Source organism: Kosakonia sp. SOY2, assembly GCF_027109175.1.
Taxonomy (GTDB): Bacteria; Pseudomonadota; Gammaproteobacteria; order Enterobacterales; family Enterobacteriaceae; genus Kosakonia.
In genome coordinates, this window is record NZ_JAPVXH010000001.1 from 986401 (window position 1) to 1002806 (window position 16406).

General features: G+C 53.9%; 12 protein-coding genes. 9 read left to right on the top strand and 3 right to left on the bottom strand.

The window, feature by feature from the left end; all coding sequences use genetic code 11:
- Position 1: 1 nt before the first annotated feature.
- Both O3S68_RS04700 and O3S68_RS04705 read right to left on the bottom strand, forming a co-directional pair.
- Positions 2-1573, bottom strand: a complete 1572-nt coding sequence (locus O3S68_RS04700) for a methyl-accepting chemotaxis protein (RefSeq protein ID WP_045513410.1) — start codon at positions 1571-1573, stop codon at positions 2-4.
- Between the two features lie 577 nt (positions 1574-2150).
- Positions 2151-2939, bottom strand: coding sequence for a MipA/OmpV family protein (locus O3S68_RS04705; protein ID WP_442913128.1), 789 nt, complete (start codon positions 2937-2939; stop codon positions 2151-2153).
- Positions 2940-3063: 124 nt separating this feature from the next.
- Between O3S68_RS04705 and O3S68_RS04710 the strand changes: the two genes are divergently transcribed.
- The 9 genes from O3S68_RS04710 to O3S68_RS04750 all read left to right on the top strand — a co-directional run bounded on the left by O3S68_RS04710 (position 3064) and on the right by O3S68_RS04750 (position 15537).
- On the top strand, positions 3064-3759 hold the full coding sequence (locus O3S68_RS04710) for a response regulator (protein WP_269230898.1): 696 nt from the start codon (positions 3064-3066) through the stop codon (positions 3757-3759).
- Entirely contained in the window at positions 3756-4952 is a 1197-nt protein-coding gene (locus O3S68_RS04715; RefSeq protein ID WP_269230899.1) for a sensor histidine kinase, read from the top strand. The genes O3S68_RS04710 and O3S68_RS04715 overlap by 4 nt, the downstream gene beginning before the upstream one ends.
- Before the next feature lie 78 nt (positions 4953-5030).
- A complete protein-coding gene (locus O3S68_RS04720; RefSeq protein WP_269230900.1) occupies positions 5031-6185 on the top strand; it encodes an efflux RND transporter periplasmic adaptor subunit in 1155 nt (384 codons plus the stop codon).
- Positions 6182-9238: an efflux RND transporter permease subunit gene (locus O3S68_RS04725; protein WP_269230901.1), complete on the top strand. Its 3057-nt coding sequence runs from the start codon at positions 6182-6184 to the stop codon at positions 9236-9238. Before O3S68_RS04720 ends, O3S68_RS04725 begins: the two co-directional genes overlap by 4 nt.
- Positions 9239-9446: 208 nt before the next feature.
- Positions 9447-11054 (top strand): EAL domain-containing protein, encoded by a 1608-nt coding sequence (locus O3S68_RS04730; RefSeq protein ID WP_016496223.1) that lies wholly within the window; start codon positions 9447-9449, stop codon positions 11052-11054.
- Between the two features lie 95 nt (positions 11055-11149).
- A complete protein-coding gene (locus tag O3S68_RS04735) occupies positions 11150-12214 on the top strand; it encodes an AI-2E family transporter (RefSeq protein ID WP_016496222.1) in 1065 nt (354 codons plus the stop codon).
- A 380-nt stretch (positions 12215-12594) separates the two neighbouring features.
- Positions 12595-12951, top strand: coding sequence for a multidrug/spermidine efflux SMR transporter subunit MdtJ (gene mdtJ, locus O3S68_RS04740; protein ID WP_269230902.1), 357 nt, complete (start codon positions 12595-12597; stop codon positions 12949-12951).
- The gene (gene mdtI / locus O3S68_RS04745; protein ID WP_016496219.1) at positions 12938-13267 is read left to right on the top strand and encodes a multidrug/spermidine efflux SMR transporter subunit MdtI; all 330 of its coding nucleotides are present in this window, start codon (positions 12938-12940) and stop codon (positions 13265-13267) included. Before mdtJ ends, mdtI begins: the two co-directional genes overlap by 14 nt.
- 107 nt (positions 13268-13374) lie before the next feature.
- Positions 13375-15537 carry a putative bifunctional diguanylate cyclase/phosphodiesterase gene (locus O3S68_RS04750; RefSeq protein ID WP_016496218.1) on the top strand — a complete coding sequence of 721 codons (2163 nt, stop codon included), beginning with the start codon at positions 13375-13377 and terminating at the stop codon, positions 15535-15537.
- A 1-nt stretch (position 15538) separates the two neighbouring features.
- Here O3S68_RS04750 and O3S68_RS04755 read toward each other — a convergent pair whose 3' ends face one another.
- Positions 15539-16369: a trypsin-like serine peptidase gene (locus tag O3S68_RS04755; protein ID WP_269230903.1), complete on the bottom strand. Its 831-nt coding sequence runs from the start codon at positions 16367-16369 to the stop codon at positions 15539-15541.
- Between the last annotated feature and the right edge of the window lie 37 nt (positions 16370-16406).

Sequence of the window (16406 nt, forward strand, 5' to 3'; positions counted from 1 at the left end):
GTCAAACGCTCGCCGGAACCCTGAAAACGCTCACCAACTCTTTCATCACTCTGGCTTGTTCGTTGAGCATTTCAGACGCGGCAACCGACTCTTCGACCAGCGCCGCATTTTGCTGGGTAGTGGTATCAATCTGGCCGATCGCAATGTTGATTTGCTGTACGCCGTCACTCTGTTCGAGGCTCGCTTGTTCGATCTCTTTCAGAATACTGGAGACGTTATCCACGTTCTCGACCATTTCGTCCATTTTACCGTTCACCTGACGCACCATCTCTAGGCCACGCACGCTCTGCTGCGTCGAGTTTTCAATCAGCGCACGGATATCTTTCGACGAATTCGCCGTTTTCTGCGCCAGATTGCGAACTTCCTGCGCCACCACGGCAAACCCTTTGCCATGTTCACCTGCGCGAGCTGCTTCAACCGCGGCGTTAAGTGCCAGGATATTGGTCTGGAAGGCGATAGAATCAATCAAATTAATAATGTCAGACATTTTGTCCGCCGAGCTGCTGATATTGTGAATTTCCTGCGTCAGCGAGGTCATCAATTTGCCGTTATCTTTCGCCGCGTCACTGGCTCTTGCAGAAAGCTGCGACGCATTTGCCGTATTATCACCCGTATTCTTAACCGTTGAAGAGATTTGCTCCATGGAGGCGGCAGTTTGCTCAATGGAACTCGCTTGTTCTTCCGTACGGGCAGATAAATCGCGTGTGCCGGCCATGATCTGCGATGCGCCAGTGGCAATATTTTCCGCGCCGCTGCGGATCTCCAGAACAATTTTTTTCAGCTCCTCCTGCATGTGGCCGATTGCGCCTGTCAGCAGCCCCGTTTCGTCTTTTGAGGTGACTTTTATCTCGGTGCCCAGATCGCCTTTCGCGATCCTGATCGCCGCATCAACGGCATGTTTGATAGGGCCAACAATGGCACGTGAAATAATGATTGCCATGATAATGCCGAATATAAAACAGATGAGGGTAATGAAGATCATCACCATTCGGCTCAGATTGTAATCATGCAAAAAATCACTATATGACGTTTGCATTTCATCCCGTTGCAGGCTGATAAAGTTATTAATTTTTTCAATATACTGACTTTCATAATTACGCGTGTTGGTTGTATATTCCGTCATGGCGGCGTCAGGATTGGTTTGTATATTGCCAATCACTTTGCTACGGGACTGAATATAGAGACTGCGCGCGGCGGTGATTTTCTCTAACAGAGCCTGAGACGCATCATCATCAGCCTGTTTATTCAGCTGTTTATACAGTTCGCTTATTTGTTCAGATCTGGCGGCAAGGTCTGTAATCAACTGTGCTTTTTTAGCTGCATCTTTTTCAATGATCGCATTAAGAAACAGCGTCGTTGAACCATTAACATCGCGGATTAAATTATTACCCAGCGCGGTGGTCGGGTAATCTTCAGTCACGATTTTGGATATTTTATTTTTCGCCTCATCAAGCCGGTAAATCGCATTTCCGGCAATAAAAAGTAATAACAATAATAATATCCCGAAAGATAGCATTATCTTATTTCTGATACTTATACCCTTTGGCTTACCGATCGTTGTTGTATTTTCCATGGTCTTCCCTTAGTGAAATTTATCTGCATGCCTGGCCGCTATAGCGGTCGGCATCTACGTTTTATCGGCCATGAGAAGGTATTGATTAGTGATCGATCGTTAAAATCTTAATAAAAATGAAAAGCAATAGTTTATATCTATCAATTGTAAGGTGATCGATCGTTGATATATTGTATAATTTTGATGCAGCAATTTTTTTGAATGAAATTGATATTGTTAACGTAAATTAAAGAAATATCACTGAGGAGAGAAACCGCGTAAATAAAATGTATGGCGGCAACAAACCGTAACGCACCGATCTACAGAGCAATATTTATTGCCAGAGAATAAATAATCACCTAAGTAAGTACTTCAGAATTATTGCATAAGAAATACATCAAACCAGACAGATATGGTCGCTTTGGTATGCCGCACGGCGTTCTCTATCCAGCGCGGCATTCACTATGGCTACTGCAACAGTATTTTTAAGGTTAACTGCTGATATAGGTCAGATAAGCCGCCAGATAAACGACACCACAGGCAAACCATATTTTTGCCAGAAACTGATAATCGTTTTTGTCCATTTTTCCCGCACCTTTCAAAAAGTATACGTAATGGCAATGACCGCTGAGCTTTGGTTACGGCGCAGCACAATTGGGCTGTCAGCCGCGTGATCGTTCAGCCATGTGTAATTGGCGCTCAGCAATGTTCCCCAGTGGGCATCAAATTGATGGCTCCACGTCAGGCTATTATCGATCCCATAAAATCCCTGTTCTGCGCGGTAGCGCGCATAGCCGGAACGCAGACTTTGCTTTTGGCTGACACCGTAAAACGTATTCATATATCGGCTATCGCCAAACAGCGCGGCAGACTGGAAAGCCAGCGTATCGCGGGTGGTCTGCACCGGCAGCAAGGTGAGGGACGCCTGATACTGCACCCCCTGGCTGTCGGTAAGTGGCAGGGTGGCTTTGCTTTCCAGCACCAGCCAGTCTGTGGCTTGCCAGCCAACCGCCAGCGCGGTATTCAGCGTGGCGTCAATATTGCCCATGCCTTTTAAGTTTTCCGCGCCGTCCCGCCAGCCAGAATCACGATCGGCGCGGCCTGACGCATAACCCAGCGTATGTTCCAGATAAAAACCATTGTCGGTTTGCAGGTCATAACCCAGCCCTTTTTGCGAATCAAAAAAGAGCGCATTATCGCGGATCTGAATTACCGGAACCACCTGCACACGTTGCTTGTCTGAACCGCTGTAGCGCGGGGCATATTCCCCGCCAATGCCCACCGTCACTCCGTTTTGCACGGCGGGGGCGTCGTCGGCTCTGGCTGTGGAGGCCAACAGAGCCAGCAGGGGACAGGCGCTATACAACACGGTTTTTCTCATTATCATCATCACATCTCGCTGGGTGGGGTAGTATGCTGCGGCGAAGGTTCGCCATGTCCTGACAAGGAATATAGACAGGTCATATCAATAAACGGTCAGGGAATTATTAAGAAATGGTCAAGGTAAGCAAATGATATCCCGTAGAGTGCTTGTGATTGAAGATGATGCCGATGCGGCCAGCGTACTGGAAGCCTATCTGCGACGTGAAAACTATGACGTTTCGCTGGCCGGAGATGGGCTGACAGGGCTGGACATGGCGCAGCGCTGGAAACCCGATCTGATCTTACTGGATATCATGTTGCCGGGCATGAACGGCACCGAGGTGCTGGCGGCGCTGCGGCGCATTAACGATGTCCCGGTGATCATGGTCACCGCCATGGGGGATACTTCTGAGCGCATAGGGGCGCTGCGATACGGGGCCGATGATTATGTGGTGAAACCGTATCACCCTGGCGAAGTGGTGGCACGCGTGCAGGCGGTGCTGCGGCGCAGTAAACGAACGAACACGCAGGAAGAGGTGCTCCGCTGGCAGACGCTGGAGGTGGATACTGTCGCCATTACCGCAACGGTCACGAAGGCTGAAAACAGTGTGCGCAGCCTGGAACTGACGCCAACGGAGTTTTCTATTCTGATAACGCTGATGCGCCACCCGACATTGCCGTTTTCCCGCCAGCACTTGCTGGAACACTGTTTGCCGGAGAGCGAAGCGCTGGAGCGCGTGGTCGATACGCATGTCTACAACTTGCGCAAAAAGCTGGAAAACGCGGGTGTTACCGGCGTTTTAGCGAATGTGCGTGGTATTGGATACAGGTTCCGCCAGCCATGAAAAATCGTGCTCATCAATCGCTGTGGCGCTGGATTTGCGCGCGCATCATCGCGCTGGCTATCGGCACTGTTATTGTCATTGCCCTGTGTATGTGGCTGCGTTGCGCCGTGCAAAACTTCTGGGTTTTGCATGATATGCCGTCTGCGGTGAAAGCGGAGTACCTCGCCCTGCTGGACAACCCGCAGGCGAACCCGGTGCGTTTCCATGAGATCGTCGATAAATGGTGGGGGATAAGCTATTCGAAGCCCTCCATCGCCTCGGCCGACTGGATCATGGTGGGCGTGCTGGTACTGGTGATGATCCCCTTTATTGTGATTATGGGGCTACGTTACGCCCGGCCACTCTCTTTACAGTTCAGCCACCTGCGCGAAGCGGCCGATGAAGTCACGCAAGGCGAATTTGGCCGCCAGGCGGATCTGGTAAAAGATGCGCCCGCCGAAGTGGTACGTTTTGTCAGCGATTTTAATGACATGACCCGCCAGCTGGCGCGCTACGACCGGGAGTTGCGCGCGTCGCACGTTGCGATGGCGCACGAGCTGCGTTCTCCGCTCACCGCCGCCATTGGTCGCCTGCAAGGGATGCTTGATGGCGTCTTTGAACCCAGCCAGCAACAACTGGGGATGGTGATGAAACAGCTACAGCACCTGAGCCGCCTCACGGATGAGTTGCATCTGCTTTCGCTGGCCGATGCCGGTCAACTGACGCTTAATCTTCAGCCGCTGTCGCTGGAAGATCTGTTAGCCGAGCAGCTCGCCTGGCTGAAACCGCAGGCTGATGCCGCAGGAATAGCTATGGCGCTGACGTCCCGTTCCTCTTCGCTGTTTACTGGCGATGCGTTCCGGCTGGGGCAGGTCTTTATCGTGCTGATGGAAAATGCGCTGCGCTATGGCCGGCGGGGCGGCCAGCTTGCGATCCACCTCAGTCAGCAGGGGAGCGCGTGGCGGATCGATTTTGAGGATGACGGACCGGGCGTGGAAAGCGATTTTCTGCCAATCATGTTCGATCGCTTTACCCGCGCGGAAACCTCCCGCGCCAGGCATTCCGGCGGCAGCGGGCTGGGGCTTTCTATCGCGCGGGCGATATGTGTTGCCCACGGCGGCAGTATCAGCGCGGCGCTGCCCGAAAAAGGCGGATTACGGATCAGCATCAATCTCCCTGTGGATGGTCGCGGCGAAAAAAAATTGCACTCTTGATGAATTCTTGACGAAACGTGGAGTGATTCTCGACGCACGCCGCGTTAAATGGCGCCATTACCGATCCGGAGTGGCGTCATGTCAGAACAATTCACCGATTATTTTCGTCAAAGCCTGCACCACCTTTTTAATGCGGCACGCGCTTTATCCTTCCTCGCTCTGCTTCCATTACTGGTTACGGCGGCGGTCATTCCGCTGTTGACGGGGTGCGGAGAGAAAAAAACAGACCACGCCGCACCGCCCAGGCCTGTGCGTTATCTGGTAGTCGCGCAGGCGTCGCCGAATCCGGGCACGGTACGAACCGGCGAGATCCACGCCCATGATGAAACGGTGCTGGCTTTCCGGCTGGATGGCCGCATGGTCAGCCGGCAGGTGGATATCGGCGCGCGCGTACATGCCGGGCAGGTGCTCGCCACGCTGGAAAGTGAAACCGGCAAGAACCAACTGGCCAGCGCCACCGCCGATATGGAAAGCGCCCGCGCCGCCGAACAGCTTGCCGCGCTGAACCTGAACCGGATGCAGAAACTGATGCCCTCCGGCGCGATCGCCCGCACGCAGCTTGATAGCGCCCGTGCCGACTGGCAGTCTGCCGCATCCCGCCTTAAAAGCAGCGCTGCAGCAGTGCGCAATGCCCGGGATAATCTGGCCTGGACCCAACTGACCGCGCCTGCCGATGGCGTTATCACCCGCGTTAGCGCCTCTGCAGGACAAGTGGTCAGCGCCGGAGAAAGCATCTTCACGCTGGCGACCAGCGACGCGCGCGATGTGGTTTTTGCTATCGCCGATCCGCAATTACTGCCCGCGCAGGCAGTAAGAACGCACCTATTTTCGGTCGCGCTGCTGGCCGATCCCACGCAGAAAACCACCGGCGTATTGCGTGATATCAGCCCGCAGGCCGATCCGCAAACGCGCACATGGCAGGTCAGGCTGACGCTTCAGTCCCCACCAGCGGCGATGGCACTGGGTGCCAGCGCCACCGTTGATATTCCGGTGGCGACATCGCCCGGCTTTGTGGTGCCCGCCTCGGCGTTGAGCCGCGTCGGCGACCAGCCGGCGGTCTTTGTCATCGACAAACAGTCGCAGGCGCAGCTTCGGACGGTCACGCTTGCGAGCTACACCGCCTCGTCTGCGGTGATTGCAACCGGCATCAGTGCGGGTGACCGGGTTATCACCGCAGGCGTAAGCAAACTGCGCGCCGGTGAAAAAGTGACGCCGGGAGAGCTGCAGCCATGAGGTCCGTTGAAACCAAACCGCGCTTTAATCTTTCTGCCTGGGCGCTTGAACACCAGCAACTGGTGAGCTTTTTTATGATGCTGGTTATCGCCACCGGCATCCTCTGTTATGAAAACCTGCCGCGCAATGAAGATCCGGCGTTTACCATCAAGACGGCGGTGGTCTCGGCGCAGTGGCCAGGCGCGACGGTTACCGACACTACCCGGCTGGTCACGGATGTACTGGAAAAAAAATTACAGGAGATCCCGTGGCTGGATTACATCGAAAGCGAAAGCCGGGCAGGCAGCGCCGTTATCTATGTAAATCTGCGCGATGACACCCCGCCGGCGCAAGTGCCGGACATCTGGTATCAGGTGCGCAAAAAGATGCAGGACATTGCGCCTTCGCTACCGCAGGGTGTGCAGGGACCGGCGGTAAATGACGAATTTGATGATACGTTCGGCACGATTTATGGCTTCACGGCGGAGGGCTACACGGCGCGTGAACTGCGCGATCGGGTGGAAGATATTCGCCGCGACCTGATGTCAGTGCATGATATTGGCAGAATCACTCTGCTGGGCGAACAGCAGGAGCAGATCGTCATTGCGTTTTCTCCCCGCCAACTGGCTGGCATGGGGCTGGATATCCAGCAGGTGAGCGATGCACTCAATGCACAAAATGCCGTCGAGCCAGCCGGGATTATTCGTACCGGGCAGGATAACGTTGCGCTGCGGGTTAGCGGCGCGCTGACTACGGAAGAGAGCCTGCGGGCGGTTACCCTGCATATCAACGATCGCTATATTCCCCTGACCGATATCGCCACCGTGAGCCGCCAGCTCGCCGAACCGCCAGCGCCGGTGTTTCGTGTCAACGGTCAGCCTGCGGTGGGGCTGGCCATTTCCATGGCCTCCACCGGTAACATGCTGCGTTTCGGCCAGGCGCTCAACGCCAGGATGGCAGAGATTAAAACCCAGTTGCCCCACGGTATAGAGATGACAAAAGTCGCCGATCAATCCGCGGTGGTGAGTGATGCGGTTAGCGGCTTTGTGCGTGTGCTTGTCGAAGCGGTGCTGATTGTGCTGGCTGTTTCATTTGTCTCGCTGGGGATGCGGGCAGGGCTGGTGGTGGCCGCCGCCATCCCGCTGGTGCTGGCGATGACGTTTGCCGGAATGATGCTGGCCGGTATTGGCTTGCAGCGGATTTCTCTGGGCGCGCTGATCATTGCACTTGGCCTGCTGGTGGATGATGCCATGATCACCGTCGAAACCATGGTCGCCAGGCTGGAAGCCGGCGAATCGCGCAAAAGCGCCGCTACCTACGCCTTTAAAACCACCGCGTTTCCTATGCTTACCGGGACGCTGGTGATGATCGCCGGTTTCATTCCCGTCGGGTTTGCCGCCTCCAGCGCCGGGGAGTACTGCTTTTCGTTATTTGCCGTGGTGCTGATAGCGCTACTTTGCTCATGGGTGGTGGCGATCCTGTTCTCGCCGTTGACCGGGGCCTGGCTGCTGCCCGCCAGAATAGAAAGCCACCGCAAAGGCAGCGGACGCCTGGCGCGTGCCTACCAGGTCTTACTGGCGCGCGCGCTGCGCCACCGCTTAATGACCATTGGCCTCGCGGTGGTGGCGCTGGCGCTGGCGTGCGTGGGTGCCACCCGAATGCACGGGGAGTTTTTCCCGGCCTCGGATCGCCCCGAATTGCTGGTCAGCCTGTCGCTGCCCGCTAATACCGCACAACTGGAAACAGAAAGGCAAGTCGAACGGCTGGAAAAGGTGTTGAACGGTAACAAGGATATTGATCACTACACGACCTATGTCGGCTCCGGCGCGATACGTTTTTATCTGCCGATGGATGTCCTGCGCGATAACGAAAACACGGCGCAACTGGTGGTGGTGGCAAAAGATTTAGCGGCGCGCGATCGCCTGCGCCAGCAACTGGACAGCGTGCTGGAAAGCCAGTTCGCTGGGTTTACCACGCGCGTTTCGCCGCTGGAGTTAGGGCCGCCGGTAGGGTGGCCAGTGAAATACCGGGTGAGCGGGCCGGATTATGCCAGGGTACAACAGTTCGCGCGTCGGCTGGCGAGTGACATTGGCACTTCATCGCTTGCCCGCGAAGTGAATTTGACCGCCGGTGAACCGGAAAGAACCATCACGTTGCAGGTGAACCAGACTGCGGCGCGGGCGGCAGGGGTTTCGTCGCAGAGCATTGCACAAATGCTGAATACGGTCTGGTCCGGGCGTACGGTAACCACGGTGCGGGATAATGATCGGCTGGTGGATGTGGTTCTCCGTGGCAACGATCGTGAACGGCTGGATATCGGCACGTTATCGACACTGATGTTGCCTGGCGCTAACGGCACGAAAATTCCGCTGAACGAAGTGGCAACCGTGCGCTGGGGCGTGGACGATCCGGTTATCTGGCGTCGCCAGCGGCTGCCGTTTATTACGGTGCAAACCGATCTGGCGCCCGGCGTGAGTGCCGAAAACCTGTCGGCTGGCCTGCGCCCGGCGGTGGATAAACTGCGTGCGCAACTGCCTGCAGGATACCGGATCGAAGAGGGCGGCACGGTAGCGGAATCGGCAAAGGGGAACGGCTCGGTTTACGCGGTGCTACCAGTGACGCTTATCGTGATGCTGGTGTTGTTAATGCTCCAGTTGCAGCGTTTTTCCCGCATGTTGCTGGCGCTGTTGATGGCACCTTTTGGTTTGCCTGGCATTGTGCTGGCGATGCTGCCGACCGGCACGCCGATGGGGTTTGTCGCCTTGCTTGGCGTGATTGCGCTGGCGGGGATGATTATTCGCAACGCCGTCATTTTGATAAGCGAAGTGGACAGCAATCTGGCGCAGGGGATGGCCGCGAACGAGGCGATTGTGGCTGCCGCCGAACACCGCGCCCGCCCGATTATGCTGACGGCATGTGCCGCCATTCTGGGCATGATCCCGATTTCACATCAGGTGTTCTGGGGGCCAATGGCCTATGCAATTATCGGCGGGCTGGTTGTCGCCACGCTGGTGACGCTTACCGTTTTACCGGCGGCGTTCAGCCTGTTGCTGGATAAAGAAAGACGCCATTAATGGAGGTGCCAGGAGGGGACATCACGCGCCAGGGCGAGATGTCTTTAAAGTAAATGCCAAAAGCGCCGATAAGGAGAGTGGGGCGCATGCAGGATTTTTCAGCGCCGGAAGCGATAAAGTAACCAGGATGTTGCCAATAATTTTCTGCAAAAGGGATTGATGACAGGCAGACCGCCAGCGCGGGGTGGTCTGCATAAAGGTATTCAAAATGATAAAGGTGCTGAAAAAAGGCGTTTCCATATATATAGCAGCGTTATTATTATCTTTTGCTTTTTTCTATATTGTTGCGCAAGTCGCCTACTATGCTTTTATCCAGGAAAAAGTAGAAGATTATGCCGAATCGATACTTGCCCGCAGCGATAATATTATTCTTCAGGTCCGCGAAATCAACGCATTACGCGAAGAGTTTTCCGTCTACACCCCGTGTAGCGATCCCTATTTGCACGCGTTAAGAAAACGCTTATGGCCTTATCCGCTGATCAAAGATATTGGCTATGTTGAAGACGGCAGAATAATCTGTTCCGCGCTGTGGGGGAAATATGCTGCGCCGTTGTCTCTCAATGTGTTCAAAAACAAAGTGAGCAGAGGCAGTTATACATGGGTGTTTGATGCACTGATTGAGAGCAATATCACTGCGGATGTCGTTTATAATAATAATTTTTCTGTTACAGTGTCACCTTTCGCTTTCACCCGTTTTCGCGAAGATTCTATCCGCTGGGGTTTTAATGCGGTGGTCGGAGACTACAACCACAAACAACATTTTTTCCGCGTAGGCAATAATACATCGCTGCTCGAAAATATAGAGCATGGTAAAGTGCATGAACTCTTTTTTATTACTGAAAAATCATGTGATGCGCGGCATGATATCTGCGTTGTGGCTGGCGTCAGACACTCTTTCGTGTTTAATAACAACGGCTATATTCTTCTTTTCCTATTTTGCGTCGCCTCGTTGGTGGGGTTGATTATTGGCGCGTTAATCAATAAAAATCAGCATGAGAACCAGTCATTATTAACCCGATTAGAAAATGCCATTATTAATAAAGAGTTGCATTTTGTTTATCAACCGCTGTACCGGGTAAAAGATAAAAGCATCATCGGTGTCGAAGTGCTGTTGCGCTGGAATGATAAACAGATGGGAAATATCGGCCCGGATATTTTCATTCCGCTGGCAGAAGAAAATGGTTTAATTAATAAGATAAGTCTCTACGTGGTTGAACATGCGATCAAAGAGTGCGGTGCTGCGTTGAGAGAAAAAGATATCACGCTAAGCATAAACGTCAGTTGTTCAGATATCTGTTCAAAAACGTTTTATCAGCGGCTTATCGATACCCTGCAACAAGAAGGCGTGGCAGGGAAACATATCATGCTGGAAATCACTGAAAGGCAGAGTGGCCGCATAGAAGATATTATGCAGTCAATATGTTTATATAAAGAGCATGGCGTGTTATTTGCGCTGGATGATTTCGGTACCGGTTATTCCAATTTAAAATGGCTGTCCATGCTGGATGTAGATGAAATAAAAATTGATAAATCAATAACGGATTCTATCGGTACACAGTCCATTAACCGCCATATTCTGCCCGGTCTTATCGCCATGTTTAAAGATATGCCACGCATTATCGTTTTCGAAGGCGTCGAAAATGAAGCGCAGCATCTTTTTTTGCAAGGCAATTTGCCGGAATCCTGTGCACAGGGCTGGTATTTTTCCAAAGCATTAGCTTTTTCTGAGATAGAAAATCTTCTGGCACAGGTAAAACAAATGGGTGAATGCGCCGTTGAGGGCGCTGACAACAACGTCGCCGTGATGGCACCCTGACAGCGAAACGGCGCTGCCACCGGAGGCGGCTCTGTTTTTACAATCAATGGGTAACGCTCTACACTGGTGGGCAGTTTCCCCATTGGATGTCCCGGATGACGACACTTAAAAGTAATAATTTCTTTTTTATCATTCTGTTATTACTGGTCAGTCTGGCGTTTTTCAGCCTGATCCAGCCTTACTACTCCGCCATTATCTGGGCGGTGATCCTGGCGCTGATTTTTTACCCGCTGCGCATGCGTTTATCGGCGTTGCTCGGCGGACGTAACGGCGTGGCATCGCTTATCACCGTGTTGCTGATCTGCGTGATTGTCTTTATTCCGTTGATGATGGTGCTCTCCTCGATCGCCGTGGAGGTCAATAGTCTGTACCAGCGGTTGCAGAATAACGGCACCGATTTGCCGCAGTTGTTAAGCGACGGGATCGCGCATCTGCCGGAGTGGGCAAAAAATTCGCTGCGTGAAAATGATTTCGATTCGGTCGCCGCGATCCGCGAAAAACTCTCCGGCGTGGCGCTGAGCGTTGGGCGCTATCTGGCGGGCAGCGCGGTACTGATCGGCAAAGGTACGCTGGGAATTACGGTCGGCTTCTGTTTGATGGTCTATTTACTGTTCTTTTTACTGAAAGATGGCGCAGAACTGGTGCGCAAAATCTACGACGTGGTGCCGCTGTCGGCGACCATCAAACGCCGCCTGTTTCTGAAATTCGCCGGTGTGGCGCGCGCAACGGTAAAAGGCACGCTGGTCGTGGCCATTGTGCAGGGGGCGCTGGGCGGTATCGGTTTCTGGTTTGCCGGGTTCAACGGCAGCCTGCTGTGGGCGACGTTAATGGCGTTTTTGTCGCTGATCCCGGCAGTGGGGACAGCGATTGTCTGGGTCCCGGCGGTGATCTTTCTCTATTCAACCGGCGAGCTGGTCACGGCGACCGTTCTGACACTCTACTTCGTGATTGTGGTGGGGCTGGCTGACAATCTGTTGCGCCCGCTGCTGGTGGGCAAAGATACCCGCATGCCGGACTACCTGATCCTGCTTACTACGCTCGGCGGGCTGCAGTTCTTTGGCATTAACGGTTTTGTGCTGGGGCCAATGATTGCCGCGCTGTTTATTACCTCATGGAATTTGCTGGCGCAGTCGCGGGCGAATACAGAAAAACAAGCGTAATAATATTAAAAACGCCGTCTGGAAATTTATGGCGGCGTTTTTGTTTGTCGTAAAGAAGTGCAAAGACTTTGAGTAAAATCTTAGCCTGTGATAAAAAAGGGCGGTGTTTAACTACTGAGGACAATTTATTCCCGCTACGATGAGAAGCAATTTGCGGATAATTGTAATTATATGGACATTCTGTTCAGCGTCTTAAAACCTGATTCTTCCCTCCCGTTTTCTTCCTGCTGCCTGTTGGCAGATGACCAGTACTGGCGCTCTGCGCTGTAGTTTTCTCTCTGCCTGAGCTGGCACGTTGTGCCCGGCTGACATCGTTGTTTTTCCGGTTTCCCGTCGTTCGGTAAGCCGCAGGAAAGTATGTTCTCAAGCAGGAGAAAAAAATGATTTACTGGATTTTATTAGCCCTGGCAATTGTTGCTGAAATAACCGGCACGTTGTCGATGAAATGGGCAAGTATTAGTGATAGTCACACCGGTTTTATTTTAATGCTGGTGATGATTGCGCTGTCGTATATTTTTCTGTCATTCGCGGTTAAAAAAATAGCCCTCGGCGTGGCGTACGCATTATGGGAAGGCGTTGGCATATTCATAATTACTATTTGTAGCGTCTTTCTTTTCGATGAACCATTATCGATGCTGAAAGCCGCCGGTCTGGCTACGCTGGTACTGGGCATTGTGTTAATCAAATCCGGGACGCGCAAAGCCGTGCGTCAGGAGCGTAACCATGCTGCAGTTTGAGTGGGTTCACGGCCTGTGGCTGGCAATGGCGATTGTGCTGGAGATCGCGGCGAACATCTTTTTAAAGTTCTCAGACGGTTTTCGCCGCAAGTGGTATGGTTTCGCTTCCCTTTTCGCTGTGTTAGCGGCATTTAGCGCCTTATCGCAGGCGGTGAAAGGTATCGATCTCGCGGTGGCGTATGCACTGTGGGGCGGGTTTGGCATTGTCGCCACGCTCGCCGCCGGCTGGGTGCTCTTTGGGCAGCGCCTGAATTATAAAGGCTGGCTTGGTCTGGCTCTGCTGATTGTCGGTATGACACTGATAAAACTCGCCTAATGTTAAGTTGCCCACGTTTGTGGGCAATGAAATTCGCGGGCGGTATCAGGCTTAGGATACTATCTCCCCACACCTCTGTTTCCCTCGACACCAGTAAGGGACGGCCAATGTTTAATCCGTTAAGCTGGCGCAATCTCCCCACGGCAAGGACGCTGTTTGTCATGCTCTTTATGGCCGGCATCGGACTGATTGTTTCCGTCGTCGCGCTGCTTTATCTTTCGCTGCACCTCATTAGCACTAAGGCCAATGAAATTGATGAACACCGCACCGCGCTGTCTGTGCAGGGGGCGATTCAAACGGCGGTAAACCGGACCCGGTCGCTGGTCATTGATAACGCTGTCTGGGATGAAGCGGTTAAAGAAGCGTATCGTCCTCAGCTGGATAGCGCATGGTTATACAGCACCTGGGGTTCGGGTTTTAAAATCAATAACCTGTACGACGGTACCTTTGTGCTGGATGAGAAGTTCGCCGTGCTGTGGGGGGCGTTTCGCAGCCAGCCTTTTACCGGGCCTAATCTGGCGTTTTTTGGTGACGGACTGGCCGCGCTGATTCGTGATAACAGCGAGCCGCTGCGCGCGGGAAAAGAGGTTTTCGCGGGGATCACCCGCACGCGCGAAGGGGTGGCATTTGTCAGTATCGGGCTTATTCGCCCGGCGAGCGGGCGGCTTAACGTTTATGACGAGACGCGCCGCTACCTGGTGATCACCCGCCATCTCAATGCGAAGCTCCTCAGCGATCTGGGAACGACCTTTCAGATTGATGACTTGCGCTTGCAGGCGCGACATGCCGGCGTAGCCAGCATACCGCTGCGCGGTTCGGCAGGTGAAACGCTGGGATATCTGAGCTGGACGCCGCATTTACCCGGCGCGGAGGCCGCGCAGGCGGCTGCGGCCAATATCCGCCAGATAGCCGCGTTAGCGGCGGGGTTGATCCTGCTGTTTATCGCCCTCAGCAGCGCCGGGCTTTACAAACTGGCGCGTGGGGAAAAGCTGGCGCGCAAAATCGCCCTGACGGACTGGCTGAGCCGTTTGCCTAACCGCCGCGCGCTGATTGAACATCTCGATAACCTGAGCGCAATGGGCGATCCCGAAATGATCAGCGTGGTGTTTATCGATCTCGACGGCTTCAAAGACGTGAATGACATATATGGCCACGATGTTGGTGACCGGTTGATTGTGACAATCGCCGATACGCTACGGCAGAAAGTGCCGACCGGCGGCATGCTGGCGCGAATGGGCGGTGATGAATTCGCCATGACGCTCAGCGGCCCGTGGTCACTGGAAAAAGCCGACGATTTTGCGCATAACGTGTTGCGCTACCTTGAGATGCCCGTGCGCATTGGCAAACGTACTATCCATATTGGTGCCAGCATCGGTATTGCCAGCGGTACGCTGCTGGAGTGCTCCAGTTCAGAGTTGTTTCGCCGCGCGGATATCGCCATGTATCACTCGAAAATTACCGGCAAAGCGCGAATGACCCACTATGACGCAGAGCTGAACAGCGCGCGTGAACGGCAATTAATGATTGAGAATGACATCCGTGACGGACTGGAGCGCGATGAGTTTGATGTCTGGTATCAACCGATTGTCGACGCGCAAAGCCAGACGATGATTGGCGTTGAAGCGCTGGCGCGCTGGCCGCGCCGCCCGGATGGCGAACTCAAGCCGGATGACTTTATCCCGGTCGCCGAAACCAGCGGGCTTATCTACGCACTCGGACAGTTTGTGCTGCGCCGCGCCTGCAGCGATTTGCAGCAGCTTAATCATCTGAAATTGTCGGTTAATATCTCGCCTGCGCAATTTCGCGACCCGGAATTTGAAGACAAAGTGGCGCGGGTACTGGAAACCTGCCTGTTTCCGGCGCACCGCTTACAACTGGAGGTGACGGAAACCTACGTGCTGGAAAACCCGGAGCGCGCCCGTTCGGCCATCGCCAATCTGAAAGCGCTGGGCACGGCGGTTGCGCTGGATGATTTCGGGACGGGTTATTCGAGTATTGGTTACCTGCGGCGCTTTAATTTCGACACCATCAAAATTGATAAATCGCTGGCCGGGCTGGTGGATGATGACGAACAAGCCTCGGCGCTGGTGAGCGGTACGATCCGTATTGCCAGCGCGCTGGGCATGCAGGTGGTGGCGGAAGGTGTGGAAAACGAGAAGCAGATGAAGCTGCTGCGGCTGGCCGGCTGCGACCAGCTGCAGGGGTACTATTTCAGCGAACCGATGCCGATTAAGGATATTTTGCAGTTACCTTTGCTGCGAAAGGGCTGAATTACTCGTCTGCCTCTTTTGCCAGCGCTTCCAGTTTGTCACGAAAACCGGTAACCGAAATGGCGCGGTTGTCGGCGCGCCAGCGATCTTTCGCCGCCGGCGCCGAGCTTTGTACGGCAATCAACTGCCAGCCCGCATCGGTTTTTAACATCAGTGGCGAACCGCTGTCGCCGGGCAGCGTATCGCACTGGTGTGACAATACGCTATTTTGCGCCCAGCCGGTGACGACACAGTCCTGGTGGCTGAACAGGCTATCAAGATGATCTTCCGGATAGCCCGCCTGCGTGACTTTACGGTCGGTCGCTTTTAATGCGGCGGTGAGTTCATCTTTATCGCCGACAAAGATCGGCAGCGGCATAATGCCGGAAGGGGGATAACGTAACACGATCAGCCCGAAATCCCAGGGCGCGGCAGAAGAGGGAACAATCCAGCCATCGCCGTCGGCTTTCAGGCGGTGGCCGAGCGACGGATCGACACGGCCTTCGATACCGTGAATTTCATACCGCCAGCTGCCTCGTTGCGAAACAAAGCGCAGCGCTACGGCTTTGTCCGCTTTGCCGCGCGGCGGTGTTAACAGGCAGTGCCCGGCGGTTAATGCCAGGTGCGGCGAGATAAGCGTAGCTGTGCACAGATTGCCGCTGGCGGTTTCCAACTGACCAATCGCATCCCACGGCGCTTTGGTAGGGGTAGTAACAGGCACCCTGTCATCATGACCAAAAAAGAGCGTTTTCACATCACGGGCGCTTATCGCGTCATCGCCGCCATCGTCAGCATGTCCAACAGCGGAAAACAAAAACAGCGGTCCCAGCAACAGCACAACGGTTTTTCGCATATCACACTCTGGTGGGGTAATTATGATTATTAACGTA

Bases quoted from the DNA above. Each gene is read 5' to 3' on its own strand.
- O3S68_RS04700 (WP_045513410.1), bottom strand. From the start codon at position 1,573: ATGGAAAATACAACAACGATCGGTAAGCCAAAGGGTATAAGTATCAGA.
- O3S68_RS04705 (WP_442913128.1), bottom strand. From the start codon at position 2,939: ATGATAATGAGAAAAACCGTGTTGTATAGCGCCTGTCCCCTGCTGGCT.
- O3S68_RS04710 (WP_269230898.1), top strand. From the start codon at position 3,064: ATGATATCCCGTAGAGTGCTTGTGATTGAAGATGATGCCGATGCGGCC.
- O3S68_RS04715 (WP_269230899.1), top strand. From the start codon at position 3,756: ATGAAAAATCGTGCTCATCAATCGCTGTGGCGCTGGATTTGCGCGCGC.
- O3S68_RS04720 (WP_269230900.1), top strand. From the start codon at position 5,031: ATGTCAGAACAATTCACCGATTATTTTCGTCAAAGCCTGCACCACCTT.
- O3S68_RS04725 (WP_269230901.1), top strand. From the start codon at position 6,182: ATGAGGTCCGTTGAAACCAAACCGCGCTTTAATCTTTCTGCCTGGGCG.
- O3S68_RS04730 (WP_016496223.1), top strand. From the start codon at position 9,447: ATGATAAAGGTGCTGAAAAAAGGCGTTTCCATATATATAGCAGCGTTA.
- O3S68_RS04735 (WP_016496222.1), top strand. From the start codon at position 11,150: ATGACGACACTTAAAAGTAATAATTTCTTTTTTATCATTCTGTTATTA.
- mdtJ (WP_269230902.1), top strand. From the start codon at position 12,595: ATGATTTACTGGATTTTATTAGCCCTGGCAATTGTTGCTGAAATAACC.
- mdtI (WP_016496219.1), top strand. From the start codon at position 12,938: ATGCTGCAGTTTGAGTGGGTTCACGGCCTGTGGCTGGCAATGGCGATT.
- O3S68_RS04750 (WP_016496218.1), top strand. From the start codon at position 13,375: ATGTTTAATCCGTTAAGCTGGCGCAATCTCCCCACGGCAAGGACGCTG.
- O3S68_RS04755 (WP_269230903.1), bottom strand. From the start codon at position 16,369: ATGCGAAAAACCGTTGTGCTGTTGCTGGGACCGCTGTTTTTGTTTTCC.